The following is a 26497-nucleotide window of genomic DNA, read 5'->3' as shown; positions in this document are numbered from 1 at the left end:
TGGCCGCCAGGGCGTGATGGAGCCGCCGACGAACTACTGGCGCGGGACACCAGCGCGGCGGGGCAACGTCCGCTCAGGCTCACGTGTCCTGGCACGCCAGTGCGTCGAGATGAGCCCTGCGTACCTTCGCCGTCTGCCCCTGTACCAGCAGGAACATGCCCTCGCGGGCCAGTCGCTGGGCGGGGCTGGACAGGGTCATGGCACGGCCGCCGCCGGCCACGACCGCCGCCGTGGTGGCCGTGCGCATGAGGTCGTACGCCCGGGTCTTGAGTGCCAGGCGTTCCTCGATGTGCTCGTACGGCACGGGGTGGTCGGCCAGTGCGTATGCCTGGCGCCGCACCTCGTCGAGGCGGGTCCGCAGCGCGGCGGCCGTCTCGGCGCCGTCCGCGGCGCTCTCCAGCACGCGCAGCGCGGCATACGCCACCCCGAAGACGGCGGGGGAGGCGTTGGTGCTGCGCGGGATGTCGATCAGGGCGAACTTCTCCCTCGGGGTGCGCAGCACCACGGACTCCTCGGGCAGCCACAGGCCGTCCAGTTCGAGCGACACCGTCCGCGCCGCGGCCAGCGCCGCGAGCCGCATCGGTGGCGAGGGGCGCAGCCCGACCTGCTCGCGCGCGTCGGCGAACGCGAACACCACATCGTCCCGCGCGGAGACGCCGGCGACGAGCATCACGTCGTTCAGACCCCAGCCCGTGTACCACGGCACGGTGCCGTCGAAGCGCCAGCCGCCCCGCTCGGCCGTGGCGCGCACGGGAACCCGGGGGAAGGACCGGACGTGGGCGTAGGCGATCCCGGCCAGTCGCGCGCCCGTCGCCAGCGGACGCAACAGCCGCTCCCGCACGGGGAGTTCGGACCTCGTGAGCAGCTTCACCGGTGTGTGGTGCTGCGTCTGCACGAACCAGGTGGAGCAGCAGGCCCCGGCCAGGATCTCCGCGACCTCCCGGGCCACCGCGTCGGGGGCGCCCGCTCCGCCGTACTCGCGAGGCGCGCTCACCCCGAGCAGCCCGCAGCGTCTGACCGCCTCGATGTGGCTCTCGGGTACGCCCTCCCGGTCGACGTGCTCGGCACGTGGGGCGAGCAGATCGTCCGCGAGCCGACGGGCACCGGCGACGAGTGGATGTACTGCAGTGGTCATGGAAAAGATTCTCCCGAAGGGGTGGGACGAGGTGTCGATCCGGGTGACTGTCATTCGTGTAGGAGGTGACAGATACCCCACGACGCCAAGGAGGACGTCATGAAGCACTACCTGCTCAGCGTGGTCCAGCCGGCCGGCGGCACGCCTCCCGCCCCCGACGAGCTCGCCGCGATCATGCGCGACGTGGAGGCGTTCAACCAGGAGCTGCGCGACGCCGGAGCCTGGGTGTTCGCGGGCGGGCTGCACGGCCCGGAGACGGCCACCGTGCTGCGTCCCAAGGACGGCGACGTGCTGATCACCGACGGGCCGTACGCCGAGGGCAAGGAGTATCTGGGCGGCCTGTGCCTGATCAGGGCCGCCGACCTGGACGAGGCCCTGGAATGGGGCAGGAAGGCCGCACTGGCCACCACCCTCCCCATCGAGGTACGGCCCTTCGTCGACCAGCACTGATGCCCGACGCCACCGACGTCGAGGCCGTCTTCCGCGCCGAGTACGGGCGCGCGGTCTCCGTCCTCGTCCGCTTCCTCGGCGACATCGACCTCGCCGAGGAAGCGGTCCAGGACGCCTTCACCACGGCTGTCCGGAAGTGGCCGCAGACCGGGGTGCCGCCCAGCCCGGCCGGCTGGATCATCACCACCGCGCGCAACAGCGCGATCGACCGTCTGCGCCGTGAGTCCTCCCGGGACGCCCGGCAGGCCGAGGCCGCCCGGCTGAACGCGCCCGACACACCGGCCGAGGAGGGCCCCGTGCGCGACGACCGGCTCCGGCTGATCTTCACCTGCTGTCATCCCGCGCTCGCCCTCCAGGCACGCGTCGCGCTCACCCTGCGGCTGCTCGGCGGACTCGGCACCGCGCAGATCGCCCGCGCCTTCCTGGTGCCCGAGCCCACCCTGGCCCAGCGCATCGTGCGGGCCAAGGCCAAGATCCGTGACGCGGGCATCCCGTACCGGGTGCCCCGTGACGCCGACCTCCCCGACCGGCTCAGCGGTGTGCTGGCCGTTGTGTACCTGATCTTCAACGAGGGCTATACGGGCGATTCCGGCCTGTGCGCCGAAGCCGTACGCCTCGGCCGGCTGCTCGCCGAGCTCATGCCGGACGAGCCCGAGGTCATCGGGCTCCTCGCGCTGATGCTGCTGATCGAGGCACGCCGGCCCGCCCGGCGGGACGAGCAGGGTGCGCTGGTGCCGCTGCCCGAGCAGGACCGGGCCCGGTGGGACCGCGACCTGATCGCGGAGGGCCAGGACCTCGTCCGTCGCTGCCTGCGCCGCAATCGGCCGGGCCCGTACCAGATCCAGGCCGCGATCAACGCCGTGCACAGCGACGCGCCGACGGCCGGGGCCACCGACTGGGGGCAGGTCCTGCGTCTGTACGACCAGTTGACGGCCCTCGCGCCGAGCCCGGTGGTCGCTCTGAACCGGGCGGTCGCGGTGGCCGAGGTCGAGGGCCCGCGCACCGCCCTCGACCTGGTGGACGCGCTGGACCTGGACTCGTACCACGTGCTCCACGCCGTCCGCGCCGACCTGCTGCGCCGCCTCGGCCGCCACACCGAGGCGGTACGGGAGTACGAGGCCGCCGTCGCGCTCACCGAGAGCCCCGCTGAACGCGCCCACCTCGAACGCCGCCGGCGGGAACTCACGCGCTGAGCGCCGCTCGCGGTACGGGTTCCGCCTGACGTCCACGGCCCGGGAATGTATTTCGGTCACTGAAAGGTTGCTATTTACATCTGACTGATCGAGACCGTACTCTCGGGCCGCAAGACCCGAGCACACCAGCGAGGCATCGTGAACCACTCCATCCCTGAGCAGCCCGCCGACATCGTGGCCCGGCTGCGCGCCACCTTCCGTACCGGCCGTACCAAGCCCGTCGAGTGGCGCACGGGTCAGCTGCACCGCCTGCGCGAGATGCTCACGGAGAAGGGCCCCGAACTGGCCGCCGCGCTCCATACGGACCTGGGCAAGAGCTCCACCGAGGCCTACCGCACCGAGATCGACTTCACCGTCCGCGAGATCGACCACACCCTGGGGCACCTCACCGAGTGGCTGCGCCCCGAGTCCGCACCCGCCCCCGCGCACCTCGGCGACGACGCGCGGGCCTGGACGCAGTACGACCCCCTCGGCGTCGTCCTCGTCATCGCCCCCTGGAACTACCCGGCCCAGCTCCTGCTCGCCCCGATGGTCGGCGCGCTGGCGGCCGGAAACGCGGTGGTGGCCAAGCCGAGCGAACTGGCCCCGGCCACCTCGGCCGCGCTGGCCGAGCTGATCCCCGAGTACCTCGACACCGAGGCGGTCACGGTGGTCGAGGGCGGTGTGCCCGAGACCACCGCCCTGCTGGCCGAGCGCTTCGACCACATCTTCTACACCGGCAACGGCACGGTCGGCCGCGTCGTGATGCGCGCCGCCGCCGAGCACCTCACCCCGGTCACCCTCGAACTCGGCGGCAAGTCCCCGGTGTTCGTCGACCGCGACGCCGACATCGAGGTGGTCGCGGACCGGCTGGCGCGCGGCAAGTTCCTCAACGCCGGCCAGACCTGCGTGGCCCCGGACTATGTCCTGACCGACCCGGACACCGCCGCCGCCCTGGAGCGCGCGCTCGTACGCTCCGTCGAGGCGCTGTACGGCGCGGACCCGGCGGCCTCGGCCGAATACGGCCGGATCGTCAACGAGCGCCACTTCGACCGGCTCGGCCGACTCCTCGGCTCGGGCCGCGTGGTGCTCGGCGGCGGCAGCGACCGCGCGACCAGGTACCTCGCGCCGACCGTGCTGGCCGATGTCGACCCGAAGTCGTCCGTCATGCAGGAGGAGATCTTCGGCCCGATCCTGCCGATCGTCACCGTGGCCGACCTCGACGAGGCGATCGGCTTCATCAACGACCGCGGCAAGCCCCTCGCGCTGTACGTCTTCACCGAGTCCGACGGCACACGGGCGCGGATCGCCGCCGAGACCTCCTCCGGGGGCCTCGGATACGGCCTCCCGCTCGCTCATCTCACCGTCTCCGACCTGCCGTTCGGCGGTGTCGGCGAGAGCGGCATGGGCAGCTACCACGGCCGCTACTCGATCGAGACGTTCAGCCACCGCAAGGCGGTGCTGGAGAAGCCGCTGAGCTGACCCCCGTCAGCGCTTCGGGGCCCGGCCGTTCGAGCGGCCGGGCCCGACCCCTACTCCTGACGCCCCTTCACAGGGCATGGTGTCATGCACCTGACTGCCTCCTTCCAGGAAAGGCACCCGCATGCGCACCCCCCACGCCCTGATCGCCACGACCGCCGTGCTGGCCGCCGTCGTCGTGGCACCCTCCTCCCATGCCGCCACCGCGGTCCCGGCCTCCGGCGCCTACTACGTCCAGAGCGCCGTGACCGGCCTCGACGCCGCGGACAACGGGGGAGCGGTGGAACAGCACAGACCCAAGGGCAACGAGGACCACCAGCAGTGGAATCTCAGGACGAGCGGATCCTCGTACGTCCTGGAGAGCACCGACACGGCCGGCAGCTGCCTCGGCCGCTCCGGCGACCAGGCCCGGACCGTGTCCTGCGCGAGCGCCGACGCGGCCTGGGAGATCGGCACGGCCGGCGCCGACCGCTACACGCTCAAGGCGCCGGGCACCGACCGCCATCTGACCGTGGCGCCCCAGCCCTCCGGCGCCAACTACCCGGACCAGCTGGCCATCGGAGCCTCCGGTACCCTCGCCGTCTGGTACCTCACCCCGGTCACCCCCGCCACCGGCCCCATGCCGCCGCAGGACCGGCGCACCCTCGACCAGGTCACGTTCCTCACCGCGCACAACGCCTACGCCAACGGAGTCGACGGCGGCTTCGCCCCGCCGTTCGTGAACTTCTTCCCCAACCAGGCCCGCGGCATCGACCGGCAACTCGCCGACGGCGTCCGCGGATTCATGCTGGACATCCATCAGACCCCGGACGGCGCGATCCTGTGCCACAACAGCTGCACGCTGGTCAGCAGGCCGGTCGCGCTGTGGGTGGACGTTCAGCGGATGGTGAACTTCCTCAAGGCCAACCCCGACCAGTTCATCACCGTCTTCTTGGAGGACTACGTCGATCCCGGCGTCCTGCGCTCCGAACTCGCCCGCGTCAGCGGCCTGTCGGACGTGCTCTACCGCCCCGACCGGACGGGCGTGCGGCAAAACGGCTGGCCCCGGCTCGCCGACCTCGTCGCCGCGAACCAACGGTTGCTGATCTTCACCGACCACAGCCGCTCCGCCGACGAGTCCGCGGGGCTGACCCGGGACAGCTTCGGCGTGATGTACCAGCGGGAGTGGACCGTCGAGAACTACTGGTCCATGGGATCGGGCCTGGGCTCCTCGGACTGGTCCTGCTACAGCCGCTGGTACGACGCGGGCACCGACATCCCGCTGACCCGCACCGAGACGGGCTTCAGGCCGCTGTTCGTCATGAACCACTTCCGTGACGCCACCATCGCCTCCACCGCCGGTACGGACAACACCAAACTCGCCGACCGCGCCCGGCGGTTCTGCGAGCCCGCGGCCCGCAAGAAGCCCAACTTCCTTGCCGTGGACCGCTATGACCTCGGCGACCCTGCGTCGGCCGTCGCGGCCCTGAACACCTACACCTATCCGTAGGACCGCTCGCGCATTCGTAAAACCGCTCGCGGCGGGGCCCGGTGCCTGTGCGAGACTCCGCCGATGACCTCCCGAACGATCACCGCGGACGCCGCGGGCACCTGGACCCTCCAAGACCTGCCCGTCAACCGCGTCGGCTTCGGCGCCATGCGGCTGACGGGCAGCGCGGCCTTCCATCTGGGCACGCCCAGCGACCGTGAACGGTCCATCGCCGTGCTGCGCAGGGCCGTCGAGCTCGGCGTCGACCACATCGACACGGCCGCCTTCTACTTCTCGTCCCTGCGCTCGGCCAACGAACTCATCAACAGCGCGCTCGCCCCGTACCCCGACGACCTGGTCATCGTCACCAAGGTCGGCCCCTGCCGCGACCACCAGGGGGAGTGGGCCACCCCGGCCCGGCCCGACCAACTGCGCGGACACGTCGAGGAGAACCTGCGTCAGCTGGGGCGCGACCACCTGGATGTGGTCAACTTCCGCCGGACGGCTCGCCAGGACTCCATCGCCGAGCACTTCGGCGCCCTCGCCGAACTGCGCGAGGCGGGTCTGATCCGGCACCTCGGCATCTCCGGAGTCGGCCCGCACCACCTGGCCGAGGCGCTGGCGATCGCGCCGGTGGTGTGCGTCCAGAACCGGTACGCGCTCGACCGGCCCGACCCCGTGGACGACGAGATGCTGCGCGTCTGCGCCGACCGGGGCATCGCCTTCGTACCGTTCTACGCGGTCGCCGGGGACAGCGGACCACGCGGTGCGACGGAGCACCACGACGAAGCGGTGCTCGCCGTCGCCAGGGAGCACGGTGCGAGCCCCGCCCAGGTACGCATCGCCTGGACACTGCACCAGGGCCCGCACGTCCTCGCCATCCCCGGCACCGGCAACCCCGACCACCTGGCCGAGAACGTCGCCGCGGGCGCGCTGCGACTCACCGAGGCCGAACTGGCGCGACTGAACCGGAGCCGTACGGTGGCGGCGGACGCGCGGTGATGCCACCCCCTACGGACCGACTACAATCACGTAGACGATCTACCGAATCGTGGACGAGGACGGAGCGAGGAACGTTCCCATGGCCGACTCGAAGGATGAACGGACCGACGCGAAGGACGAGCGTCGGCCGTCCGGCGAGCTCGAGGCGAGCGTCATGGCCGCCCTCTGGGCCGCCGCCGCGCCCCAGACGCCCGGCCAGGTGCAGCTCAGCCTCGGCTCCGGCCTGGCGCGTACCACGGTGACGACGATCCTCTCCCGATTGCACGACAAGGGCGTCGTCGACCGCCGGCGTCAGGGCCGTGGCTATGCCTACTTCCCGGTCCAGGACGCCCAGGGCCTCACTGCCCGCCGCATGCACACCGAACTGGACCGCGACAGCGACCGCGAGACGGTGCTCGCCCGCTTCGTCGCCCAGCTCAGCGCCGACGACGAGCGCGTCCTGCGCGACCTGCTCGAACCCGGAGAGCGATGACCGTCCTGCTGCTGGTGCCGCTGCTGCTGCCGTGCGCCCTGCCGGTCCTGGCCCGGCGGGCCCTCGACCGGCTCGTGCCCGCCGCCGCGCTGTGGCTGATCACGGTCTCGGCCGTGGTCCTCGCGGGCTGCTCGGTGGCCGCGCTGGGCGCGTTCGTGCTCATCGGCCTGCTCAAGCTGCCGCTGTTCGCCGCGCTCGGCGAGCTCGTGCATCCGCTGAGCACCGCCTCCGACGTCTTCGTCGTCCCGGCGGCGGCGACCTCCGTGGGAGCCCTGGCCGTGTGCGCCTGGACCCTCGTCCGCTCGGTGCTCCACCAGACCCGTGCCTTCCGCGCGGCCCGCTCGGCGGCCGGCCGCGGACCGGCGGCGGGCGATCTGTGCGTGGTCGACTCGCCGCGCCCCGACGCCTACGCCCTGCCCGGACGCCCGCACCGCATCGTCGTCACCACCGCGATGCTGCGCAGCCTGGACGCCGCCGAGCGGGAGGCGCTGTTCGCGCACGAGCGGGCGCACAACGAGGGCGGCCACCACTACTTCCTCGCGGCGGCCGAGCTCGCCGCCCACTGCCATCCCGGGCTGCGGCCGGTCCGCGACACCATCCGGCTCGCCGTCGAACGCGCCGCCGACGAGGCCGCGGCGACCGCCGTGGGCGACCGGCGACTGACCGCCCGTGCCATCGCCCGTGCGGCCCTGGTACCACGACGCCGCCCTGGAACGTCCGGACTTCGCCCCCGCCGCGACCACCGGCCCCGTCCCGCGGCGTGTCCGGGCCCTGCTGGCCGCCCCGCCCGCCCCGCGCCGCGCCGCCCGCTCGGTCGCCGTCCTCCTGGCCGCCTGCACCGCCGTCTCCTGCGTCTCCTCGGCCACCGGCATGATCGACTTCCATCACCGGGTGGAGGTCGCGCAGGGCGACGCGAGCCACTGAGCGAGCCTCCGCCGGGCGGCCGTCCGGCGGAGGGCCCCATGGCACATACCTCCCGAGGTGACTGGCGCCCGCGACGTTTTACGTATAACCTCACCCGCTAACCACCCCCGCCGAGAGGTCCCGATGAGACGCGTCGCCCTGGTCACCCTCGTCGTCGACGACTACGACGAGGCGATCCGTTTCTACACCGAGGCCCTCGGATTCCGGCTCGCCGAGGACACGCCGCGCCCGGACGGCTCCCGATGGGTCGTCGTCGAACCGGGGACGCGGGCGTCAGGCACCGGACTGCTGCTCGCCCGCGCCGAGGGGGAGGACCAGCGGGCCCGCGTCGGCGAGCAGACCGGCGGACGCGTCGGGTTCTTCCTGCACACCGACGACTTCGCCCGCGACCACGCCCGGATGACCGCCGCCGGCGTGACCTTCCTGGAGGAGCCGCGGCACGAGCCGTACGGCAGCGTCGCCGTCTTCAAGGACCCGTACGGAAACCGCTGGGACCTGCTGCAGCCCGCCGGCTGAGCTTCCTCCCGCCGGCTGGGCATCCTCCCGCCGCCGCAAACTCCTCCGCCGCTTCGAACCTCCCGCTCAAGGAAAGACCCGCCATGAATGCTACGCGCGTAGACGCCGAAGTGATCCGCCGCCTCCCGAAGGCCGTCCTGCACGACCACCTCGACGGCGGCCTGCGCCCCGCCACCGTTGTCGAGCTCGCGGCCGCGGTCGGCCACACGCTGCCCACCACCGACCCGGACGAGCTCGCCGCCTGGTACTTCGAGGCCGCCAACTCCGGTGACCTGGTCCGCTACATAGCCACTTTCGAGCACACCCTCGCCGTCATGCAGAACCGCGAGGGCCTGCTGCGCGTCGCCGAGGAGTACGTCCTGGACCTCGCCGCCGACGGTGTCGTCTACGCCGAGGTGCGCTACGCCCCCGAGCTCAACACCAAGGGCGGGCTGTCGCTGAGCGAGGTCGTGGAGACCGTCCAGGAGGGCCTCGCCGCGGGTATGGCCAAGGCGGCCGCCGCCGGCACCCCCGTCCGGGTCGGCACCCTGCTGTGCGGCATGCGGATGTTCGACCACGTCCGCGAGGCCGCCGACCTGGCCGTCGCCTACCGTGACGCCGGTGTCGTCGGCTTCGACATCGCCGGCGCCGAGGACGGCTTCCCGCCCGCCGACCACCTGGACGCCTTCGAGCACCTGCGGCGCGAGAGCGTGCCCTTCACCATCCACGCCGGTGAGGCGCACGGCCTGCCCAGCATCCACCAGGCCCTCCAGGTGTGCGGCGCCCAGCGCATCGGCCACGGCGTGCGCCTGACCGAGGACATCGTCGACGGCAAGCTCGGCCGCCTCGCCGGCTGGGTGCGCGACCGCCGCATCGCCCTGGAGATGTGCCCGACCTCCAACCTCCAGACGGGCTGCGCCACCTCGATCGCCGAGCACCCCATCACGGCCCTGAAGGACCTCGGCTTCCGGGTCACCCTCAACACCGACAACCGTCTGGTCTCCGGTACGACGATGACCCGGGAGATGTCCCTGCTGGTCGAGGAGGCGGGCTGGACGGTCGAGGACCTGCGCACGGTCACCGTGAACGCCCTCAAGAGCGCGTTCATCCCGTTCGACGAGCGAGGCGCCCTCATCGAGGACGTGGTCCTGCCGGGTTACGCCGCCGCGCTCTGAAGCAGCCCCCGCAGGTAGGCGGCCTGTCCGATGTGCTGAAGGTCGTCGGACAGGACGCTGACCAGCCGTACGCCGAGGCTGACCGGCGGATCCCAGCGCTCGTCCACGATGCGTTCCAGATCCTTGGCGGGCAGTTCGCGCAGCGCCCCAAGGGTCTGCTCGTGCACGGCGTCGTAGTACCCGGTCAGCAGTTCGGCGGACTCGACTCGTACCTTGGCGACCTTCGCCGCGCCGTGGCCGTATCCCGTGTCCCGGCGCGGCAGGTCGAGTCCGAAGCGCTTCTCCCAGCCCTGTGACAGCCACACCTGTTCGAGGTCGAAGGCGTCGGCGACATGGTCGTCCTGGACCCGGGTGAGATGCCAGACGAGCCAGGCGACGGAGTTGGCGTCGGGCATGGGGCGGGCGTGCAGCTCGTCGGGCCCGAGGCCGTCGAGGGTGTCATGGACTTCTTCCCGGATGCGGCCGTAGCCGTCGATGAGGATGTCCCTTGCATGCATACGTCCACCATCGCGCATCGCACGCACGTCGCGCAGCCGGACGCCGTGCGTGCGGGGGGCCTGGGTCAGGAGGGGCGGACCCCGTCCGGGGTTGTCGTCAGACCCCCCGTTTCGAGCAGCGTGATCAGCGCGCGGGCCGCCGGGCTGGTGGCCGTCTCGGGCGGCAGCAGGGCGACCGTCTCGTACTCCGCCTCGCCCGTGCCCTTGAGGGGAAGCGCCAGCAGAGAGGTCCGCTTGTGCCGGAAGTGCTGGGGTACGACGGCGATCCCGAGGTTCTCGTCGACCAGGTCCAGCAGGCTGTGCACGTCGTTGACCTCGAGCGCCACCGTACGGCGGACGCCGGCCGCGGTGAAGGCGGTGTCGGTGGTGCGGCGCGGGCCCCAGTCCGGGTGGAAGTCGACGAAGACCTCGCCGCCGAGGTCGTCCGCCGTGAGGGCAGCCGCACCCCTGGCGAGGCGGTGGTGCGGGTGGCACAGCACGGTCATCGGCTCGCTCGTCAGCGGCACCGAACGCAGTTGGTCCGTGTCGTCCTGCGTGCGGTAGGCGAAGGCCAGGTCGAGCCGCCCGGCCGCGACCTCCTCGGCCAGCGCGCCCGAGCCCGCCTGCCGCAGCCTGATCTCCACGTCCGGGTGCCGTCGCCGGAACGCGGCCAGCAGCCCCGCCACATGCACCCCGGCGATGCACTGCTCGGTGCCGAGCGCCAGCGTCCCGCGCAGCACACCCTGCACCGCGGCCACCGCCTCGTGCGCCGCCCGGACCTGTGCCAGGATCCGCTCGGCCTCGGCGAGGAGCGCCCGCCCGGCCTCGGTCAGTGTCACCCGGCGGGTGGTACGCACGAACAGCGGCGCCCGCAGCTCCCGCTCAAGGGCCCGGATCGACGCCGACAAGCCCGACTGGGACACCATCAGCCGCTCGGCGGCCCGGGTGAAGTGCTGGTCCTCGGCGACCGCGACGAAGTGCTGGAGGTGGCGCAGTTCCATGATTGAGAAGCCTAGCCGCACAATTCCATCGGATTCTTCTGTTGGACCGCTGTACCCGGCCCGGGGAAGAGTGGAAGAGGTAGATCCTGTGCCCTGTCCCACCCCTCTGGAGCCGCGTTGTACACCGCACACCCCGACCGCTACGCCGACATGCCCTACCGGCGCACCGGACGCAGTGGTCTGAAGCTTCCCGTGCTGTCGCTCGGCCTGTGGCACAACTTCGGCCCCGACCGCCCGGTGCAGATCCAGCGCGCCATCCTGCGCCGTGCCTTCGACCTCGGCGTGACCCACTTCGACCTGGCCAACAACTACGGCCCGCCGCCCGGCGCCGCCGAGTCCGCCCTCGGCGAGGCGCTGAAGGCGGACTTCGCGCGGTACCGCGACGAGCTGGTCATCTCGACCAAGGCCGGGTACCTGATGTGGCCCGGCCCGTACGGCGAATGGGGCTCGCGCAAGTACGTGCTGTCCTCGCTCGACCAGAGCCTCACCCGGATGGGCCTCGACCACGTCGACATCTTCTACTCGCACCGCCCCGACCCGGACACTCCGCTGGAGGAGACGATGGGCGCCCTGCACTCGGCGGTCCAGCAGGGCAAGGCACTGTACGTGGGCGTCTCCAACTACTCGGCGGAGCAGACCCGCGAGGCCGCGCGCATCCTCGGCGAGCTGGGCACCCCGCTCCTCATCCACCAGCCGCGCTACTCGATGCTCGACCGGCGCCCCGAGGACGAGGGCCTGCTGGACGACCTGGACGAACTCCAGGTCGGCTCCATCGTCTACTCCCCACTGGAGCAGGGCCTGCTCACCGGGCGCTACCTCGACGGCATCCCGGAGGGCTCCCGCGCCGCGAGCGACAGCCCCTTCCTGAACTCGGACGCGGTCACCGAGGACCTGGTCGGCCGGCTGCGCGCGCTGGACGAGATCGCCAAGTCCCGCGGCCAGACCCTGGCGCAGCTGGCCCTCGCCTGGGTGCTGCGCGGTGGACGGGTGACCTCCGCCCTGGTGGGCGCGAGCAGCCCGCGGCAGATCGAGGACAGCGTCGGCACCATCCGCAACCTGGACTTCGACGCCGAGGAACTGGCGCGGATCGAGGCGATCGTCAAGCCGTAGGGCGCTCGCCGAGCCGTTCCAGCAGGTGCACGGTCACCGTGTCGCCCTCCTCCTTGCCGATGATCTTTCGGACCTCGGCCTTCACCGGCAGCTTGTGCGTGCCGTCGCCCAGGGCCATGAAGGAGCTCCGGAACGGCTCCCCGTCGATCGTGCCGCGCACCTTGACGAGTCCGCGGGTGTCGAAGAACTCCACGGAGTCGGGCCACACGACATACGTCCACCCGCCGTTGGCAGGGCTCTTGCGCAGGACCGCGGTGAATCGCGCGTCCACGTCTCCCGCCTTGCTCATGTCGTCCTCCCTCGCGGTGCTCTTCTCGGGCCGTTCACCTCAAGAGACCACCGCGAGCGGGAAAACTCATCGCCGACGGCGCCGGTCACATCCCGGCGGGCACCCGGTCCAGGAAGCCGAGCACCTGCCTGATCCGGCCCTCGGCGTCCAGTGTGATCACGTCGGAGCCGGCCACCGGCGCCGAGCCGTCCGCCTCGTTCACCAGCTCCCAGGAGAAGCGCGCCGTGTCGTGGTGCCCGTCCACGGCACCGAGGGGACGGAAGGAGAATCCAGGGAACTGCTGGTGCGCCGCCGCGATCACGGCCGCGAGCTGCTCGTGCCCGCGGACGTCGGCGAGCGGGTCGGTGTAGCCGCCGTCCGCGCTCCAGGCCTCGGCGACCGCCTTCGCCAGGGCCTCGGGCCCGGTGGCGTTCCATGCCTCGAAGTAGCGGGCGACGGCGCTCTCGTAACGGTCGGTGTTCACGGACATGGCAAATCAGCCTCCATCGAGGTGGTTCTTGCTGGTCGGGAACCGGAGTTTCGGCTCGTCGAGCCGGTAGGACCACCATGCCCGGGTCCGTGGGACGGGTCGATTACCTCTCAGGTCATCACCGCGGGTACCTCTCGGGTCATCACCGCGGGCCGAAGCGGGAACCGTATTTCGGCCAAAGGGTGCGGTGAATATGCCAAGAGACTGGCCGGAAAGTCATGGTGACAGTGTTTCAAGAGTGAAGATACTCGAACGCCAGGGGCACTTCACCGCACCGGAGCCGCACGGAAAGCGAGGACCGGCCGGCACACGAGCAGCGCGACGGGGGAGTGATCGTGCACGACGAATTCCTGTGCCATGTCACGGCGTACGGCACATGCGAGGGGCGGCGCATCGGCGTACCCCTCGGCACCTATCGCGCGCCCACGCTGGCCCTGGCGCTGTGGTGGCTGCGGGACCGTGCCTCCTGGATCGCCGAGCGGCTCGACCCCTTACCCGAGAACCCGCGCTTCCCCGCCGGTGCCCTCGTCCCGGTCGCGCAGAGCGTGGCCGACGTGCCCGGTGTGCTGCGCGCCTGGTGTGCCGACAGTGCCCAACAGGAGCTTGTGGCCGATGAGTTGGCGGGTGGACGGCTGGTGCGGATCGCGGCCGGCGACGACACCACCGAGTACGAGCTGCTCGCCGAGTCGGTCGACGCCCTGCGTATGCAGCGCACCATCCCGTCGCTCGTCGTTCCCGTCGCCTGACACGTGACAGCGGCCCGGGGCACCGTGGTGGCGGCCTGGCGGACGGCTGCGACTGCCGGACGTCCGGAGTCGGCCCGTGGCCGGGCGCACATGTGAGCGAATCGGTAGAATTCAGGCCATGGCGGAGCGACAGGTCGCCCCGACTGCGCCCGAGCTCGTGCTGGAGACCGACGCGGGCTCCACGGTGATGAGTCCGGAGCGCGACTACCACGTGGGACGGGATCCGATGTGCGACGTCGTCATCGACGACGCCCGGGTCTCGTGGCACCACGCGGTGCTGCGGCCCGAGGACGGCCACTGGACGCTGGAGGACGAACACAGCACCAATGGCACCTTCGCCGACGGCCGCCGCATCCAGGAATCGGGCGTCGGGCCGGGCAGCGTCATCCGCTTCGGCAGCCCCTCCGACGGACCCCGCGCGGTCCTCGTCGACCGCCCCGAGCCCGCCCCGGACCGTCCCTCCGCCGTGTCGATGCCAGCCCTGACAGGCACCTTCCGGCAGCCCACCACCGTACGGCCGCTGCCCACCCGCACCGTCCGCATCGGCCGCGCCGCCGACAACGACCTCGTCGTCGACGACCTGGTCGTCTCCCGCCGGCACGCCGAACTGCGCGCCCTGGCCGACGGCACGTTCGAGATCGCCGACGTCGGCAGCCACAACGGCACCTACCTCAACGGCCAGCCCGTCACCCGCGCCCTGATCCGCCCCGGCGACATCGTCGGCATCGGCCACTCCACGTTCAGCCTCGTCGGCGACACACTGCAGGAGTACGTCGACACCGGCGAGGTCTCCCTCGACGTGCAGGACCTCACGGTCGCCGTCGACCGGGGCCGCAAGATCCTCCTCGACCGCGTCTCCTTCCCGGTGGGGGAGAAGTGCCTGCTGGCGGTCGTCGGACCGAGCGGCGCGGGCAAGTCCACGCTGCTCAACGCCCTCACCGGACAGCGCCCCGCCGACCACGGCACCGTCCTGTACGACGGCCGCGACCTCTACCGCGACTACGCCGAGCTGCGCCAGCGCATCGGCCTGGTCCCGCAGGACGACATCCTGCACGCCCAGCTGACCGTGCACGCCGCCCTGTCCTACTCCGCCGAGCTGCGCTTCCCGCAGGACACGGCCCCCGAGGAACGCCGGACCCGGGTCGACGAGGTGATCCGGGAACTCGGCCTGGAACAGCGCACCGGCCAGCCCGTGCACAGCCTCTCGGGCGGCCAGCGCAAGCGGGTCAGCGTGGCCCTCGAGCTGCTGACCAAGCCGTCGCTGCTCTTCCTCGACGAGCCGACCTCCGGACTCGACCCCGGCATGGACCGGTCGGTGATGCACATGCTGCGCGGGCTCGCCGACGACGGCCGTACCGTCATCGTCGTCACCCACAGCGTCCTCAGCCTCGACGTCTGCGACCGCCTCCTGGTACTCGCGCCGGGCGGCAAGGTGGCGTACTACGGGCAGCCCGACGACGCCCTCGCCTTCTTCGGCTTCGAGCACTGGCCGGAGGCCTTCGAGGCCTTCGAACGCGACCGGGACCGCGACTGGGCGCGGGAGTACCGCGAATCGCCCTTCCACCGGCACTACATCGCCGAGGCCACCGCACAGCCCCACCGTCCCGGCGCGGGCCCGGTCGCCCCGGCCCCGCCGCCCCGCCCACGCAGCTGGGGCGCCCAGCTCGGCACGCTGGTGCGCCGCTACACGGCCGCGCTCGCCGCCGACCGCATCTTCGTGATCACGATGATCGCGCTGCCGTTCGTGATGGGCGTGATGGCCCGTGCCCTGTCGGGACCGAAACTGACCCTGGACACCGCGATGAACGCGCTGCTCATCCTGTGCGTCGGCGGCGTGTTCATGGGCGCGGCCAACGCCGTGCGCGAACTCGTCAAGGAACGCGTGATCTACCAGCGTGAGCGTGCTGTCGGCCTGTCCAGATCGGCGTACCTGGTCTCCAAGATCGTCGTGCTGGGCACGATCACCGTGCTCCAAGCCGTGGTGCTCACCCTCGTCGCGCTGCTCGGGGTCGATCTCAACGCGCCCGGCGGCAGGGGCGTACTGACGGCGCCGCTGCTCGAAATCACCGTCACCGTCGCCCTGCTCTCCTTCACCGCGATGATGCTCGGCCTGGTGGTCTCGGCGGCGGTGCGCAAGGAGGACGTGACGATGCCGCTGCTGGTGCTGATCTCCATCGTCCAGCTGGTCTTCTGCGGCGCCCTGCTGAAGCTGTACGGCGTGCCCGGCCTGGAACAGATCGCCTGGCTGGTCCCCGCCCGGTGGGCCCTCGGCGCGATGGCCGGCACCATCGAGGTGTCCCGGATCGTCCCCGGCCGGCTGACCGCCGACCCGCTGTTCCGGCATGCGACGGATGTGTGGCTGGTCAACATGGCGATGCTGGTGGTGCTGTCGGTGGTCTTCGGCGTCCTGGTCTCCCGGCTGCTGCGCCGGTACGAACCCGTGGTGATGCGGAAGTAGGCGGCACGATGACGGCCCCCGGCTTCCGGCCCACCCACGTCGTCCCCCCGGACGGGATGCCCGCCTGGGAGGCGCCCGACCCTGCCCGGCCCACCCTGCCCCTCGACCCACTGCTGCCCGTGCAACTCGTGGAGCGGCGCGGCGAATGGGGACACATCCGGTGCGCCAACGGCTGGTCCGCCTGGGTCGACGGCCGCTATCTGGTCGCCGTGCCCGAGGACCCGCCCGCCGCCGGCACACCCGGCGACAGCGCCGATCCGCGCCCGCTGCTCGCCCGCGCCGAGGAGGCGCTGGCCGACTACCGGGCCGCGGTGAGGGAACTGGCGGACGGCCGGCTCGACGGAGAGTCCTTCCGCGGCCGCACCCAGGGGCTGCGGATCGGCGTGGTGGTCGACGGTGAGGCCATGTGGCTGTACGACCCCGACGAGGGGCGGTGGATGTACGGCGACGGGAGGAGGCTGAGCACCTACGCGACGGACACGGACACACCCGGCGCCGACGTCCCCGGTCACCCCCCGACCCGCGTCGTGACCCATGAGGGCGAGCCGTGACGGCGCGCGAGGCGAGCGTCTTCTCCGGGCGGCCTTCCGAGCTGGTCGGGAAGCAGATCGCGGGCTACCGCATCGAGGACGAGATCGGCCGGGGCGGCATGGCCGTCGTCTTCCGGGCCCATGACGTGCGGCTGGACCGCACGGTCGCGCTCAAGCTGCTCGCCCCGGAACTCGCCCGCAACGACACCTTCCGCCGGCGCTTCACCCATGAGTCCCGGGTGGCCGCAGCGATCGACCACCCCAACATCGTGCCGGTCTTCGAGGCCGGCGAGACGGCCGGTGTCCTGTTCATCGCCATGCGGTTCGTCTCAGGCAGCGATCTGCGCCACCTCCTGGACCGGGAGGGTCCGTTGCCCTTCCCGGCCGCGGTGCGGATCGCGGCGCAGGTGGCGTCCGCGCTCGACGCCGCCCACGAGAGCGGGCTGGTCCACCGGGACGTCAAGCCCGGCAACATCCTCGTCGGCCGGGGCACCGACAGCGATCACCCCGAGCATGTGTACCTCACCGACTTCGGGCTGACTAAGAAGTCGCTGTCCCTGACCGGCTTCACGACCGTGGGCCAGTTCGTCGGCACGCTGGACTACGTGGCCCCGGAGCAGATATCCGGCCGCCCGGTGGACGGCCGCTGCGACGTCTACGGCCTGGCCTGCGTCGTCCACGAGACCCTGGCCGGCCATCCGCCCTTCCAGCGCGACGACGACATGGCCCTGCTGTGGGCCCACCAGTACGACGAGCCGCCACTGCTGTCCGAGTCCCGCCCCGACCTGCCCCCGGCCGTCGACCAGGTCTTCGCCAAGGCCATGGCCAAGAGCCCCGACGACCGGTACGACTCCTGCCTCGCCTTCGTCGCGGCCCTGCGCGCGGTCATGACGGGCGGACCGCAGCCGGAGCCCGCCCACCCGCCGACCGAGGCGGACCTGACCATGCCCGAAGGTCCGGGGACGGCCGCTGGGCTTCCGGCGGCTGGAGGTCCGGAGGCGGTGGCTGGGCTTCCGGCGGCCGGGGGGCCGGGGACGGTGGCTGGGTCCCCAGCGGCCGGAGGTCCGGAGGCGGTGGCTGGGCTTCCGGCGGCTGGGGGCCGGGGACGGTGGCTGGGTCCCCAGCGGCCGGAGGTCCGGAGGCGGCGGCAGAGTTCCCAGCGGCCGGAGGTCCGGAGCCGGCGGCAGAGCTCCCCGCGACCGAACGTCCGGAGCCGGCGTCGGAGCTCCCGCCGTGGGCCGAGCCGGTCTTCCGGGGCCGACGGCCCTGACCCGGACCGGTCAGCCGGGAGGCGCCGGTACTTCGCCCCGGCGGTGCACCGGCCGGGCCAGCAGACCGCCCAGGAAACCGGCCGCCAGCCCCCACAGGACCGCGAGGCCCACCGCCGACCACACATCGGGGTCCAGATACAGCTCGCCGGAGAGTCCACCGCCCAGGTCGCCGATGCCGAGCAGCGCGAGGCCGTAGTGCGCGGAGATCCGGCCGAGCAGGCAGATCATGAGTACCGCGAGGGCGAGTGCGACGGCCAGGCGCAGAGCGTGCTGCCACAGCCGTATCCGGGCCGGTGAGCGCACCGCCATCAGGAACGCGGCGGCCAGGACGAGCACGATGTCCGCCACCAGGAGCCACCACGTCCTGCCGTCGTGCTCGGTGAGCGTGCGCAGGTTCAGCGTGGAGACGTCAGGGGTGCGCAGCACCTCGTTCAGCACACGGGGCATGGGCAGCCCGAAGGGGCCGTCCACCCGGCCGTGCCAGGTGGCGCCCAGGCCGATGGTGAGGGCCGGCCAGGCGAGGTTCGGCAGGCCCAGCAGAATGACCGCGAACGTGTCCGCGGGGTGCCCGCGCGTGGCCGCCGCGACCAGTGCGACGAGCGCGGCCAGCGCCACGTACGCCAGCAGCAGCGCGACCACGGCGTACGCCGCCGGACGCACCGCCTCCTGGAACGGCAGCAGCCGCGCCGGCAGGGGCGCCCCGCGCGACACCAGGAGCGCAAGGACGAGCACACCGGCCAGCCACAGCAGCCCGTACACCACCGTCAGCGGGGAGTTCGTGGTGAACCCGACCGTCGGGGTGGCGTCGAGGAGTTCACCGATGTCACTGAGCACACCGTTGCCGAGGCCGACGCTGAAGGTCTGACGGGCCGCCAGGGCCAGGCCGATCAGCGCGAACAGCCACAGCACCGCGATACGGGCGGCCCACCCGGCCAGTTCCCCGGCCCCGGCGACCGCCCGGTGCCGCAGCGGCCGCAGGAATCCGGCGGCGATCACCAGGGCGCCGGTCAGCGTGACCGACAGCGGGATCACGGTCAGCTCCGCCCGCGTCCTGGCGAGTGATCCGGCGTTCCCCGAGAACTCGACGGCGCCTCCGACGGCCGCCACGACGGTCGCCGCGACCACCCGCGGGAAGGCGCCGTCCGGCAGATCGCCGGCACCCGCCGCCCACAGCCCCAGGGCCGCGACCACGACCATGGAGGCCAGCGCGACCAGCACCACGGCCAGGGCCTGCACCCAGCCGTGGCGCGCGACGGGCCGGTCGGGGGCGGTCCGGGGGCTCACGCTGCCACGCTAAGCAGCTCCCGGCGGGGTCGCCCGCCGGGTGGGCCGTCCGCGTCGGCTTGCGGGCCGCGTGGGACGGGAGCACACAATGGGTTAGTTGTGATGTGAGCGGCAATTGGGTGAAATTCGCCGATCAGTGCAACCGGTAGCGCGCGGGAGGAGACCTCGTGAGTGTCGAACCTCCGTCATCCGGCCGTCCGACGGGACCGCCCTCCGGCCCCCTGTCGGGAGCCCAGCCGCCCTCCGGGCCACCGCCGCAGCCACCCGCGGGCGGCGGTCCCGGCGCACCGGAACCGCACCAGCCGTGGTGGAGGTCCGCACCGCGCATCGCGTTGCTCACCACGGGCATCGTGGTCGCCGTGATCGTCGCCGTCGTCCTGTCCAACGCGGGCGGCGGCGGTACGGCCAAGGCGAGCGAGGTCTTTCTGCAGGCCGCGAACTCGACGGGGCAGGACCCTTTCACCGGGTCGACGGCGAAGAGCGGCTCCGTCACGCCGATCACCCCCTCGGCGACCACGACGTCGGCCACGGGCAACGAACTGCACAGTGTGCGGGGCGGGGACCCCGGCCTGTACGCCGGTACCCGCAACACCCCGAGCTGCGACGTGGAGAAGCAGGTCAGGGAGTTGCAGGCGAGCCGGGCCAAGAACAACGCGTTCGCCTCGGTCGTCGGCATCCGGCCGTCGGCCGTTCCCGCGTACCTTCGCTCGCTCACCCCGGTGCAACTCCGCGTGGACACCCGGGTCACCGACCACGGGTACCGCAACGGCACGGCCACCGACTACCAGGCCGTCCTGCAGACGGGCACCGCCGTGCTGGTCGACGGGCACGGGGTGCCCCGGGTGCGCTGCGTCAGCGGCAACCCGCTGACCCCGCCGGTCGCGCAGCGGACCCCGCCGAAGCCGGTGGGGGACCGCTGGGCGTCGTACCGGCCCTCGGCGGTCGTGGTGGTCCGGCCCGCGCCGCGGGTCATCAACATCTTCATCATCTTCGACGGTCACAACGACGAGTGGATCCAGCGCCACCGCGGCGACCACACGGGCGAGAAGGACCACAGGACCAAGCCGCCGGAGCATCAGGTGAACCCCTGGGCCACGCCGTACACACCGCCGACCGCCCCGACGTCACCGACGTCACCGACGTCACCGGCCACGACCGGCCCGTCGTCGCCCACGACGTCCTCCCCGAGCCCGGAATCGCCGAAGTCGGAGTCCCCGACCACCGAGTCGCCCTCGTCGGAATCCCCGCCCTCGGAATCCCCGCCGACCGAGTCCCCGTCCACGGAGGCGCCCTCCTCGGAGACCCCGACCTACGAGTCTCCCCCCTCCGAGGGGGGAACGGTCACCGAGTCCCTGGCCCCCGAGTCCCCGGCCGCCCCCGAGACGCAGCAGCAGCCCGAGGTGCCCTCGAACGTGCCGGAGCTGGACACGGGAAACGTCCCGGCACCGCAGGACACGGGTGGCCAGTCGAGCTAGGACCTGTCCGATGTGCGCCGTCGGCGAACACTGCCCGGGACTGTGGCGCCCCGCTCGGGGTACGAGCACTGATGCGGCAGTGACCGGCCGGACCGGCGTCCGAGAGAGAAACGCATGACCGAACACCTGGACGGGGCAGTGATGCCAACTGGTTTCGACGTGCCCGTGGAACCGCTCCGGCGGGCGGCGCACTACACCGGCGAACCGGGATGCATCGCCGCGGCACGGACCTTCGCCGCGCTCTTCCTCGACCAGCTCAGGACCGAGTGGTGCGCAGGCATCGACGACCGGACCGACGGAGAACTGCTCCTGCTGGTCAGCGAGTTGGTCACCAACGCGGACCGGCACAGCAACGGCCCGTACATCCTCGAACTGGAGGGCACGGACAACGCGGTCACGGTGTGTGTCTACGACAGCAGTGCCGCGCTGCCCCGGCGGTTCCCGCGGGACCCCGAACGCGTCGGACGGCACGGTCTGGAGATCGTGCACGCCCTGGCCGCGGAGGTGATCGCCGAACGCGTCCCGGTCGGAAAGCGGGTGCGCGCGCTGGTGAATCTCGCCCACTGAGGGACCGTGCGGTCAGGCGCAGCCCAGTTCGCCCAGCATGCCCTCGCGCAGCCGCATGATGATGCGCTTGATCAGCCGGGAGACATGCATCTGCGAGCACCCGAGCCGCTCGCCTATCTCCGCCTGCGTGGCCTCCTCCACGAACCGCAGATGGATGATCTCCCGGTCGCGGTCGCTGAGTTCGGCCATGAGCGGGGCGAGTGACTGGAAGTCCTCGACGAGCCGCAGGCCCTCCTCCTCCATGCCGATGAAGTCGGCCAGCACGGCCTCGCCGTCCTCGGGACCGTCACCGGTCAGCGCGGCGTCCAGCGAAGCGGAGTTGTACCCGTTGGAGGCGAGCTGCGCCTCGACCACCTCGTTCTCGGTGATGTTCATCAGGGTGGCCAGCTCGGCGGTCGTCGGCTCGCGGTCCAGCCGACTGGAGAGCTCCTCGCGCGCCTTGGCGAGCTCGACGCGCAGCTCCTGCAGCCGCCGCGGTACATGCACGGCCCAGGTGGTGTCGCGGAAGAACCGCTTGATCTCGCCGACGATGTACGGGAGCGCGAACGACGTGAACTCCACCTCGCGCGAGAGCTCGAACCGGTCGATCGCCTTGATCAGACCGATCATCCCGGTCTGGACGACGTCCTCCATGTCGTCGCCGCGGTTGCGGAACCGTCCGGCCGCGAACCGCACCAGCGACATGTTCATCTCGATGAGCGTGTTGCGTGCGTACTGGTACGCGTGCGTGCCCTCGTCCAGCCCGGACAGACGCTGGAAGAACTGACGCGACAACTCCCGCGCGTCACGTGGGGCGATGCTCCTCGGGTCCGCCATTCCCGGCAGCGGTCCCTCGTCCGTCGCGCTCTCGGCGGTCTGCTCGACGACCACTGCTTCCGACCGGATCCCGGCGGTGTTCATTGCCTCTCCCACGAAAGTCACGGTTCGACGTCTGCCTCTTCGGCCTCTGCTGTTCCGGGCACCTGCTCGCGTTGCGCGACGGGCCGCGTACCCGGAACCGGGCGTCCCATGCGTGCTTCGTCGTGCGGGTACCCACAGTCACCCGGTGCATGCGCAGTGGGGGCGGGCCTGGCGCAAATTGGGTGGCGGCGACGGTCGGCCACGACGGATCCTCGGTGGTATGACCGACATCACGGAGCCGCAGCAGGCGCAGCCCGGCCGGAGCTTCGGCTGGTGGGACATGTTCGTCAGCCCCGAGGACGATCCGCGCAGCGACGGCGGTTTCGTCGGGGAACTCGACACGCTCGTCGGATTTCTCCGGGACCAGCGGCTGACGCTGGAGATGAAGTGCGCGGGGCTGGACGCCGAAGCCATGGCCCGCCGCTCGGTGCCGCCGTCCGACCTGTCGCTCCTCGGACTGGTCCGCCATCTGGCCGCGGTGGAGCGGCACTGGTTCCGGCAGGTCATGGCCGGGCAGGACGCACCCCGGCTCTATCGCACCGCGGATGATCCCCACGCGGACTTCGACGGCGCGGCGCCCGACCCCGGCCTGGTGGCCGAGGCCTGGCGGACCTGGCGCGCCGAGGTCACCTTCGCGGAACGCCTCGTCGCGGAGGCGCCCAGCCTCGACGTCACCGGCTTCGACGGGGACGAACCGGTCGCGCTGCGCGAGGTGCTGGTGCACATGATCGAGGAGTACGCCCGCCACAACGGCCACGCCGACTTCCTGCGCGAGCGGATCGACGGGCGGGTGGGGCAGTGACCCCCGGATTCCCCCCACAGCGGAATGCCGGTCCCTTACCCCGGCGCCCGGGGCTCCTAGGCTGAACAGGTGACCAGCCACGTGCCGAACCCAGCCCGCGTGATTCCGCTGCGCCCGGGGGCCGCCCGCCCGGAAGCACCTGCCCCCGGGCCGGAGGAGGAGCCCCTGTGGCGTGACCTCGTCGGTGACGTCCTGCGCCGCGAGCGTCAGGCACAGGAGCGCACCCTCAAGGACGTGGCCGATGCGGCCCGGATCTCGATGCCGTACCTCTCGGAGGTCGAGCGCGGCCGCAAGGAAGCCTCGTCGGAGATCCTCGCGGCCGCCGCCCACGCCCTCGGACTGGGGCTGGGCGATCTGCTGTCCCGGGTCCAGGGCGAGCTGTCCCGCCGGGCCGACGCCGGCCGTCGTACGACCGCTTCGCCGTACCAGGGGCTGTCCTTGGCCGCCTGACGTGGCGTCAGTCAGAGTGCTTTCTCCCGCAGCTGCCGGAAGAAGGCCCGGACATCGCCGACCAGCAGGTCCGGTTCCTCCATGGCCGCGAAGTGGCCGCCCCGGTCGAACTCCGTCCAGCGGACGAGGTTCTCGGTGCGCTCGGCCCTGTGCCGCAGCGGAATCTGGATCTCGGCGGGGAACACCGCCACAGCGGTCGGTGCGGTCGACGGCTCGGCGGGCGCGGCCGCACGACCCGTGGCATGCGCACGCTCGTAGTACATCCGGGCGGACGAGCCGGCGGTCCCGGTCAGCCAGTACAGCATCACATTGGTCAGCAGCAGGTCCCGGTCGACCGCCTCCTCGGGGAGTTCCCCTGAGTCCGTCCACTCCCGGAACTTCTCGATGATCCAGGCGAGTTGGCCGACGGGCGAGTCCGTGAGCGCGTAGGCCAGGGTCTGCGGGCGGGTGGAGTGCAGCAGGGCGTACGCCGACCCGTCGCCCGACCAGGCGGACCAGCGGCGCCACGAGGCGAGCGTGCGCTCCCGCTCCTCGGGGCCGAGCGCGGCCAGCTCCTCCTCGGTGGGCTCGCCGGTCGCCTGCGCGCCGGGCAGCAGGTTGAGATGGACGCCGATCACCCGGTCGGGATGGGCGCGGCCCAACTCGCGGGAGATCATCGCGCCCCAGTCGCCGCCCTGCGCGCCGAACCGCTCGTAGCCGAGGCGTCCCATCAGTTCGGCCCAGGCGTCGGCGACCCGGCCCGCCTCCCAGCCGGTGTCCGTCGTGGGCCCGGACAGCCCGAACCCGGGGATGCTCGGCACCACGACATGGAAGGCGTCGGCCGGGTCGCCGCCGTGCGCGGCCGGATCGGTGAGCGGTCCGACGACGTCGAGGAACTCGATGATCGAGCCCGGCCAGCCATGGGTGATGATCAGCGGGGTGGCGCCGGGCACCGGGGAGCGGACGTGCGCGAAGTGGACGGTCGCCCCGTCGATCGTGGTGGTGAACTGCGGCCAGGTGTTCAGCCGTGCCTCGGCGGCACGCCAGTCGTAGGTGTGCCGCCAGTACCGCACGAGCTCCCGCAGATAGCCGGCCGGTACGCCGTACGCCCACCCCACCCCGGGCAGTTCGTCGGGCCATCGGGTGCGGTCGAGTCGTTCGTGCAGGTCGTCCAGGTCGCTCTCGGGGATCGCGAGGCGGAAGGGCCGGATGCTCTCTGCGTGCGAAGACGTCATGATCCGGATGCTAGTGGCGCAGGCCCCCCACCCATCCGGATGAATGCGTCTTCCGGCCGATGAGTTTCGCGGCGACCATCGGTCGACACAGGTGACCGCGTTCCACGCCCCAGGAGGTAGCTCATGGCCACCGACGGATTCACCACGTGCCTCTGGTTCGACGACCAGGCCGAGGAAGCCGCCCACTACTACGTCTCGATCTTCAAGAACTCCACCGTCGGCAGGCTCACCCGCTACCCCGAAGGAGCGCCCCGTCCCGCCGGCACCGTCCTGACCGTCGAGTTCACGGCCAACGGCCACAAGTTCGTCGCGCTGAACGGGGGACCGGAGTTCAAGTTCAACGAGGCGATCTCACTCCAGATCTTCTGTGAGAACCAGGAGGAGATCGACTACTACTGGACCAAGCTCACCGAGAACGGCGGCGAGCCCGGCCCCTGCGGCTGGCTCAAGGACAAGTTCGGGATGTCCTGGCAGGTCATCCCGCACCGGCTCGACGACATGGTCAGCGACCCGGACCCGGCGAAGGCGGCACGTGCCACCCAGGCCATGCTGTCGATGCACAAGCTCGACATCGCCGCCCTGGAGAAGGCATACGCGGGCGAGTGAGGATCCGTAGGGGGCGTGGGTCGGCGGCGGCCCGCGGCCCCGGGTCAACCGGGCGCGCCAGGCTCGGCGGCCCGCGGCCCTAGGCCGATTCGGCGAGGATCTCGCGGATCACATGCCGTGAGTTCTCCGCCAGCGGCGGGTTGGTCTCCCAGTAGTACGGCAGTTGGATGAGCGAGATCGACAGGGCCCAGCCCCGGCCACGCGCCCACTGGGCGTCGTCGGCGCCGACGGCCCGGCGGAAGGCGTCCCGGGCGGTCGCGGGCAGCAGGTTCCAGGCCACGATCAGGTCGACCGCCGGATCGCCCACCCCCACGGTGCCGAAGTCGATCACGGCGCTGAGCCGGCCGTCGGCGACCAGCACGTTTCCCGGGGACAGATCGCCGTGCGCCCAGACGGGCGGGCCGGTGTGCCCCGGTGCGCGCAGGGCCTCCTCCCACCGGGCCGTGACCGCCGCGGTGTCGACCCTGCCGTCCAGCTTGTCGATGGCCTCGCGAGTGGCCGCGTCCCGGGTGGACAGCGGGACGCCCCGGTGGCCGGCCGGCCCGCCGTGCGCGTCGATCCGGCGCAGGGCGCCGACGAACGAGGCGAGGTCCTCGGCGAGCGGTCCGGGCTCCTCGACGGCCCCGGCGACGGGATTGCGTCCGTCCAGCCAGCGGTAGACGGTCCAGGGCCAGGCGAAGCCCGCGCCGGGCCCACCTCGCCCCAGCGGCTCGGGAGTGGCGACCGGCAGCAGCGGCCCGAGCCGGGGCAGCCAGTGCTGCTCGTGCGTCACGTCCGCCACCGCACCGGGACGCCGGGGCAGCCGTACCACCAGATCGGTGCCCAGCCGGAACATGGCGTTCTCGGTCCCGGAGGACATCAGACGCTCGGCGGGCAAGGATGCCCAGTCGGGGAACTGTCCGGCGATCAGCCGGCGGACGACCGAGGCATCGAGGTCCACCTCGTCCTCATGCATTCTCACGGCACACACGTGGGCCATTCCAGCCGTCAACGAGCCTGCTGTCGAACGAAATTGGAGGGCGATCGTCGCGCACGGACCGGGGGCGGCGTCCCGCGACACCGCCCCCGGCACAGCCC

Annotated in this window: 26 protein-coding genes and 2 pseudogenes; 19 read left to right on the top strand and 9 right to left on the bottom strand. The window is 71.9% G+C overall.

Going from position 1 to position 26497, the window contains the following annotated elements; all coding sequences use genetic code 11:
- Positions 1 to 79: 79 nt before the first annotated feature.
- A complete protein-coding gene (locus N8I87_RS04200) occupies positions 80 to 1135 on the bottom strand; it encodes an acyl-CoA dehydrogenase family protein (protein WP_263205556.1) in 1056 nt (351 codons plus the stop codon).
- Positions 1136 to 1234: 99 nt separating this feature from the next.
- Between N8I87_RS04200 and N8I87_RS04195 the strand changes: the two genes are divergently transcribed.
- From N8I87_RS04195 to N8I87_RS04155, 9 genes and pseudogenes are all read left to right on the top strand, one after another.
- The gene (locus N8I87_RS04195; protein ID WP_263205554.1) at positions 1235 to 1585 is read left to right on the top strand and encodes a YciI family protein; all 351 of its coding nucleotides are present in this window, start codon (positions 1235 to 1237) and stop codon (positions 1583 to 1585) included.
- On the top strand, positions 1585 to 2778 hold the full coding sequence (locus N8I87_RS04190; protein ID WP_263205551.1) for an RNA polymerase sigma factor: 1194 nt from the start codon (positions 1585 to 1587) through the stop codon (positions 2776 to 2778). Before N8I87_RS04195 ends, N8I87_RS04190 begins: the two co-directional genes overlap by 1 nt.
- Positions 2779 to 2916: 138 nt before the next feature.
- Entirely contained in the window at positions 2917 to 4239 is a 1323-nt protein-coding gene (locus N8I87_RS04185; protein ID WP_263205549.1) for an aldehyde dehydrogenase family protein, read from the top strand.
- 121 nt (positions 4240 to 4360) lie between these two features.
- Entirely contained in the window at positions 4361 to 5725 is a 1365-nt protein-coding gene (locus N8I87_RS04180; RefSeq protein WP_263205548.1) for a PI-PLC domain-containing protein, read from the top strand.
- A gap of 63 nt (positions 5726 to 5788) precedes the next feature.
- The gene (locus N8I87_RS04175; RefSeq protein WP_263205546.1) at positions 5789 to 6706 is read left to right on the top strand and encodes an oxidoreductase; all 918 of its coding nucleotides are present in this window, start codon (positions 5789 to 5791) and stop codon (positions 6704 to 6706) included.
- Between the two features lie 79 nt (positions 6707 to 6785).
- Positions 6786 to 7178: a BlaI/MecI/CopY family transcriptional regulator gene (locus N8I87_RS04170; RefSeq protein WP_263205544.1), complete on the top strand. Its 393-nt coding sequence runs from the start codon at positions 6786 to 6788 to the stop codon at positions 7176 to 7178.
- Positions 7175 to 8102: pseudogene (locus tag N8I87_RS04165) on the top strand (M48 family metalloprotease). Before N8I87_RS04170 ends, N8I87_RS04165 begins: the two are co-directional and overlap by 4 nt.
- A 123-nt stretch (positions 8103 to 8225) precedes the next feature.
- Entirely contained in the window at positions 8226 to 8618 is a 393-nt protein-coding gene (locus tag N8I87_RS04160) for a VOC family protein (protein WP_263205543.1), read from the top strand.
- Positions 8619 to 8701: 83 nt separating this feature from the next.
- The gene (locus N8I87_RS04155; RefSeq protein WP_263205541.1) at positions 8702 to 9772 is read left to right on the top strand and encodes an adenosine deaminase; all 1071 of its coding nucleotides are present in this window, start codon (positions 8702 to 8704) and stop codon (positions 9770 to 9772) included.
- On the opposite strand, the gene N8I87_RS04150 is transcribed toward N8I87_RS04155, so the two are convergent.
- On the bottom strand, positions 9754 to 10269 hold the full coding sequence (locus N8I87_RS04150; RefSeq protein ID WP_263205539.1) for a mycothiol transferase: 516 nt from the start codon (positions 10267 to 10269) through the stop codon (positions 9754 to 9756). The genes N8I87_RS04155 and N8I87_RS04150 overlap by 19 nt on opposite strands.
- 65 nt (positions 10270 to 10334) lie before the next feature.
- Positions 10335 to 11249 carry a LysR family transcriptional regulator gene (locus N8I87_RS04145; RefSeq protein ID WP_263205537.1) on the bottom strand — a complete coding sequence of 305 codons (915 nt, stop codon included), beginning with the start codon at positions 11247 to 11249 and terminating at the stop codon, positions 10335 to 10337.
- Positions 11250 to 11366: 117 nt separating this feature from the next.
- Here N8I87_RS04145 and N8I87_RS04140 point away from each other — a divergent pair, with 117 nt between their 5' ends.
- Positions 11367 to 12359 (top strand): aldo/keto reductase, encoded by a 993-nt coding sequence (locus N8I87_RS04140; RefSeq protein ID WP_263205535.1) that lies wholly within the window; start codon positions 11367 to 11369, stop codon positions 12357 to 12359.
- Here the strand turns inward: N8I87_RS04140 and N8I87_RS04135 are convergent.
- Together N8I87_RS04135 and N8I87_RS04130 are read right to left on the bottom strand one after the other, a co-directional pair.
- Entirely contained in the window at positions 12349 to 12648 is a 300-nt protein-coding gene (locus N8I87_RS04135) for a DUF1905 domain-containing protein (RefSeq protein WP_263205533.1), read from the bottom strand. The genes N8I87_RS04140 and N8I87_RS04135 overlap by 11 nt on opposite strands.
- 85 nt (positions 12649 to 12733) lie before the next feature.
- Positions 12734 to 13117 (bottom strand): nuclear transport factor 2 family protein, encoded by a 384-nt coding sequence (locus N8I87_RS04130; RefSeq protein WP_263205532.1) that lies wholly within the window; start codon positions 13115 to 13117, stop codon positions 12734 to 12736.
- A 335-nt stretch (positions 13118 to 13452) separates the two neighbouring features.
- Here N8I87_RS04130 and N8I87_RS04125 point away from each other — a divergent pair, with 335 nt between their 5' ends.
- The 4 genes and pseudogenes from N8I87_RS04125 to N8I87_RS04110 all read left to right on the top strand — a co-directional run.
- The gene (locus N8I87_RS04125) at positions 13453 to 13863 is read left to right on the top strand and encodes a hypothetical protein (protein WP_263205530.1); all 411 of its coding nucleotides are present in this window, start codon (positions 13453 to 13455) and stop codon (positions 13861 to 13863) included.
- Positions 13864 to 13981: 118 nt separating this feature from the next.
- On the top strand, positions 13982 to 16321 hold the full coding sequence (locus N8I87_RS04120; protein ID WP_263205528.1) for an ABC transporter ATP-binding protein/permease: 2340 nt from the start codon (positions 13982 to 13984) through the stop codon (positions 16319 to 16321).
- Positions 16322 to 16329: 8 nt separating this feature from the next.
- Positions 16330 to 16872, top strand: a complete 543-nt coding sequence (locus N8I87_RS04115; protein WP_263205527.1) for an SH3 domain-containing protein — start codon at positions 16330 to 16332, stop codon at positions 16870 to 16872.
- Positions 16869 to 17810, top strand: a pseudogene (locus N8I87_RS04110) (serine/threonine-protein kinase); the annotation flags it as partial. The gene N8I87_RS04115 and the pseudogene N8I87_RS04110, both read left to right, overlap by 4 nt.
- 321 nt (positions 17811 to 18131) lie before the next feature.
- Here N8I87_RS04110 and N8I87_RS04105 read toward each other — a convergent pair.
- Positions 18132 to 19406 (bottom strand): streptophobe family protein, encoded by a 1275-nt coding sequence (locus tag N8I87_RS04105; protein ID WP_263205525.1) that lies wholly within the window; start codon positions 19404 to 19406, stop codon positions 18132 to 18134.
- A gap of 167 nt (positions 19407 to 19573) precedes the next feature.
- Between N8I87_RS04105 and N8I87_RS04100 the strand changes: the two genes are divergently transcribed.
- On the top strand, positions 19574 to 20881 hold the full coding sequence (locus tag N8I87_RS04100; protein ID WP_263205523.1) for a DUF6777 domain-containing protein: 1308 nt from the start codon (positions 19574 to 19576) through the stop codon (positions 20879 to 20881).
- A gap of 114 nt (positions 20882 to 20995) precedes the next feature.
- A complete protein-coding gene (locus N8I87_RS04095; protein ID WP_263205522.1) occupies positions 20996 to 21448 on the top strand; it encodes an ATP-binding protein in 453 nt (150 codons plus the stop codon).
- A gap of 12 nt (positions 21449 to 21460) precedes the next feature.
- Here N8I87_RS04095 and N8I87_RS04090 read toward each other — a convergent pair whose 3' ends face one another.
- A complete protein-coding gene (locus tag N8I87_RS04090; RefSeq protein WP_263205521.1) occupies positions 21461 to 22348 on the bottom strand; it encodes an RNA polymerase sigma factor SigF in 888 nt (295 codons plus the stop codon).
- A gap of 220 nt (positions 22349 to 22568) precedes the next feature.
- Between N8I87_RS04090 and N8I87_RS04085 the strand changes: the two genes are divergently transcribed.
- Complete coding sequence (locus N8I87_RS04085; RefSeq protein WP_263205520.1) at positions 22569 to 23150, top strand: DinB family protein; 582 nt, start codon at positions 22569 to 22571, stop codon at positions 23148 to 23150.
- Between the two features lie 69 nt (positions 23151 to 23219).
- A complete protein-coding gene (locus N8I87_RS04080; protein ID WP_263205518.1) occupies positions 23220 to 23600 on the top strand; it encodes a helix-turn-helix domain-containing protein in 381 nt (126 codons plus the stop codon).
- A gap of 11 nt (positions 23601 to 23611) precedes the next feature.
- Here the strand turns inward: N8I87_RS04080 and N8I87_RS04075 are convergent, their stop codons facing one another.
- On the bottom strand, positions 23612 to 24814 hold the full coding sequence (locus N8I87_RS04075) for an epoxide hydrolase family protein (RefSeq protein WP_263205516.1): 1203 nt from the start codon (positions 24812 to 24814) through the stop codon (positions 23612 to 23614).
- A gap of 123 nt (positions 24815 to 24937) precedes the next feature.
- Here N8I87_RS04075 and N8I87_RS04070 point away from each other — a divergent pair, with 123 nt between their 5' ends.
- Complete coding sequence (locus tag N8I87_RS04070) at positions 24938 to 25420, top strand: VOC family protein (protein WP_263205514.1); 483 nt, start codon at positions 24938 to 24940, stop codon at positions 25418 to 25420.
- Between the two features lie 79 nt (positions 25421 to 25499).
- Here N8I87_RS04070 and N8I87_RS04065 read toward each other — a convergent pair whose 3' ends face one another.
- Positions 25500 to 26375: an aminoglycoside phosphotransferase family protein gene (locus N8I87_RS04065; RefSeq protein ID WP_263216294.1), complete on the bottom strand. Its 876-nt coding sequence runs from the start codon at positions 26373 to 26375 to the stop codon at positions 25500 to 25502.
- Between the last annotated feature and the right edge of the window lie 122 nt (positions 26376 to 26497).

Origin of the sequence: Streptomyces sp. HUAS 15-9 (assembly GCF_025642155.1) — a bacterium.
Classification (GTDB): Bacteria; Actinomycetota; Actinomycetes; order Streptomycetales; family Streptomycetaceae; genus Streptomyces.
This window is presented reverse-complemented; position numbering and strand designations above follow the sequence as displayed.

Coding starts and splice junctions, on each gene's coding strand:
- N8I87_RS04200 (WP_263205556.1), bottom strand. CDS start 1,135: ATGACCACTGCAGTACATCCACTCGTCGCCGGTGCCCGTCGGCTCGCG.
- N8I87_RS04195 (WP_263205554.1), top strand. CDS start 1,235: ATGAAGCACTACCTGCTCAGCGTGGTCCAGCCGGCCGGCGGCACGCCT.
- N8I87_RS04190 (WP_263205551.1), top strand. CDS start 1,585: ATGCCCGACGCCACCGACGTCGAGGCCGTCTTCCGCGCCGAGTACGGG.
- N8I87_RS04180 (WP_263205548.1), top strand. CDS start 4,361: ATGCGCACCCCCCACGCCCTGATCGCCACGACCGCCGTGCTGGCCGCC.
- N8I87_RS04175 (WP_263205546.1), top strand. CDS start 5,789: ATGACCTCCCGAACGATCACCGCGGACGCCGCGGGCACCTGGACCCTC.
- N8I87_RS04170 (WP_263205544.1), top strand. CDS start 6,786: ATGGCCGACTCGAAGGATGAACGGACCGACGCGAAGGACGAGCGTCGG.
- N8I87_RS04160 (WP_263205543.1), top strand. CDS start 8,226: ATGAGACGCGTCGCCCTGGTCACCCTCGTCGTCGACGACTACGACGAG.
- N8I87_RS04155 (WP_263205541.1), top strand. CDS start 8,702: ATGAATGCTACGCGCGTAGACGCCGAAGTGATCCGCCGCCTCCCGAAG.
- N8I87_RS04150 (WP_263205539.1), bottom strand. CDS start 10,269: ATGCATGCAAGGGACATCCTCATCGACGGCTACGGCCGCATCCGGGAA.
- N8I87_RS04145 (WP_263205537.1), bottom strand. CDS start 11,249: ATGGAACTGCGCCACCTCCAGCACTTCGTCGCGGTCGCCGAGGACCAG.
- N8I87_RS04135 (WP_263205533.1), bottom strand. CDS start 12,648: ATGAGCAAGGCGGGAGACGTGGACGCGCGATTCACCGCGGTCCTGCGC.
- N8I87_RS04130 (WP_263205532.1), bottom strand. CDS start 13,117: ATGTCCGTGAACACCGACCGTTACGAGAGCGCCGTCGCCCGCTACTTC.
- N8I87_RS04120 (WP_263205528.1), top strand. CDS start 13,982: ATGGCGGAGCGACAGGTCGCCCCGACTGCGCCCGAGCTCGTGCTGGAG.
- N8I87_RS04115 (WP_263205527.1), top strand. CDS start 16,330: ATGACGGCCCCCGGCTTCCGGCCCACCCACGTCGTCCCCCCGGACGGG.
- N8I87_RS04095 (WP_263205522.1), top strand. CDS start 20,996: ATGACCGAACACCTGGACGGGGCAGTGATGCCAACTGGTTTCGACGTG.
- N8I87_RS04090 (WP_263205521.1), bottom strand. CDS start 22,348: ATGAACACCGCCGGGATCCGGTCGGAAGCAGTGGTCGTCGAGCAGACC.
- N8I87_RS04085 (WP_263205520.1), top strand. CDS start 22,569: ATGACCGACATCACGGAGCCGCAGCAGGCGCAGCCCGGCCGGAGCTTC.
- N8I87_RS04075 (WP_263205516.1), bottom strand. CDS start 24,814: ATGACGTCTTCGCACGCAGAGAGCATCCGGCCCTTCCGCCTCGCGATC.
- N8I87_RS04070 (WP_263205514.1), top strand. CDS start 24,938: ATGGCCACCGACGGATTCACCACGTGCCTCTGGTTCGACGACCAGGCC.
- N8I87_RS04065 (WP_263216294.1), bottom strand. CDS start 26,375: ATGCATGAGGACGAGGTGGACCTCGATGCCTCGGTCGTCCGCCGGCTG.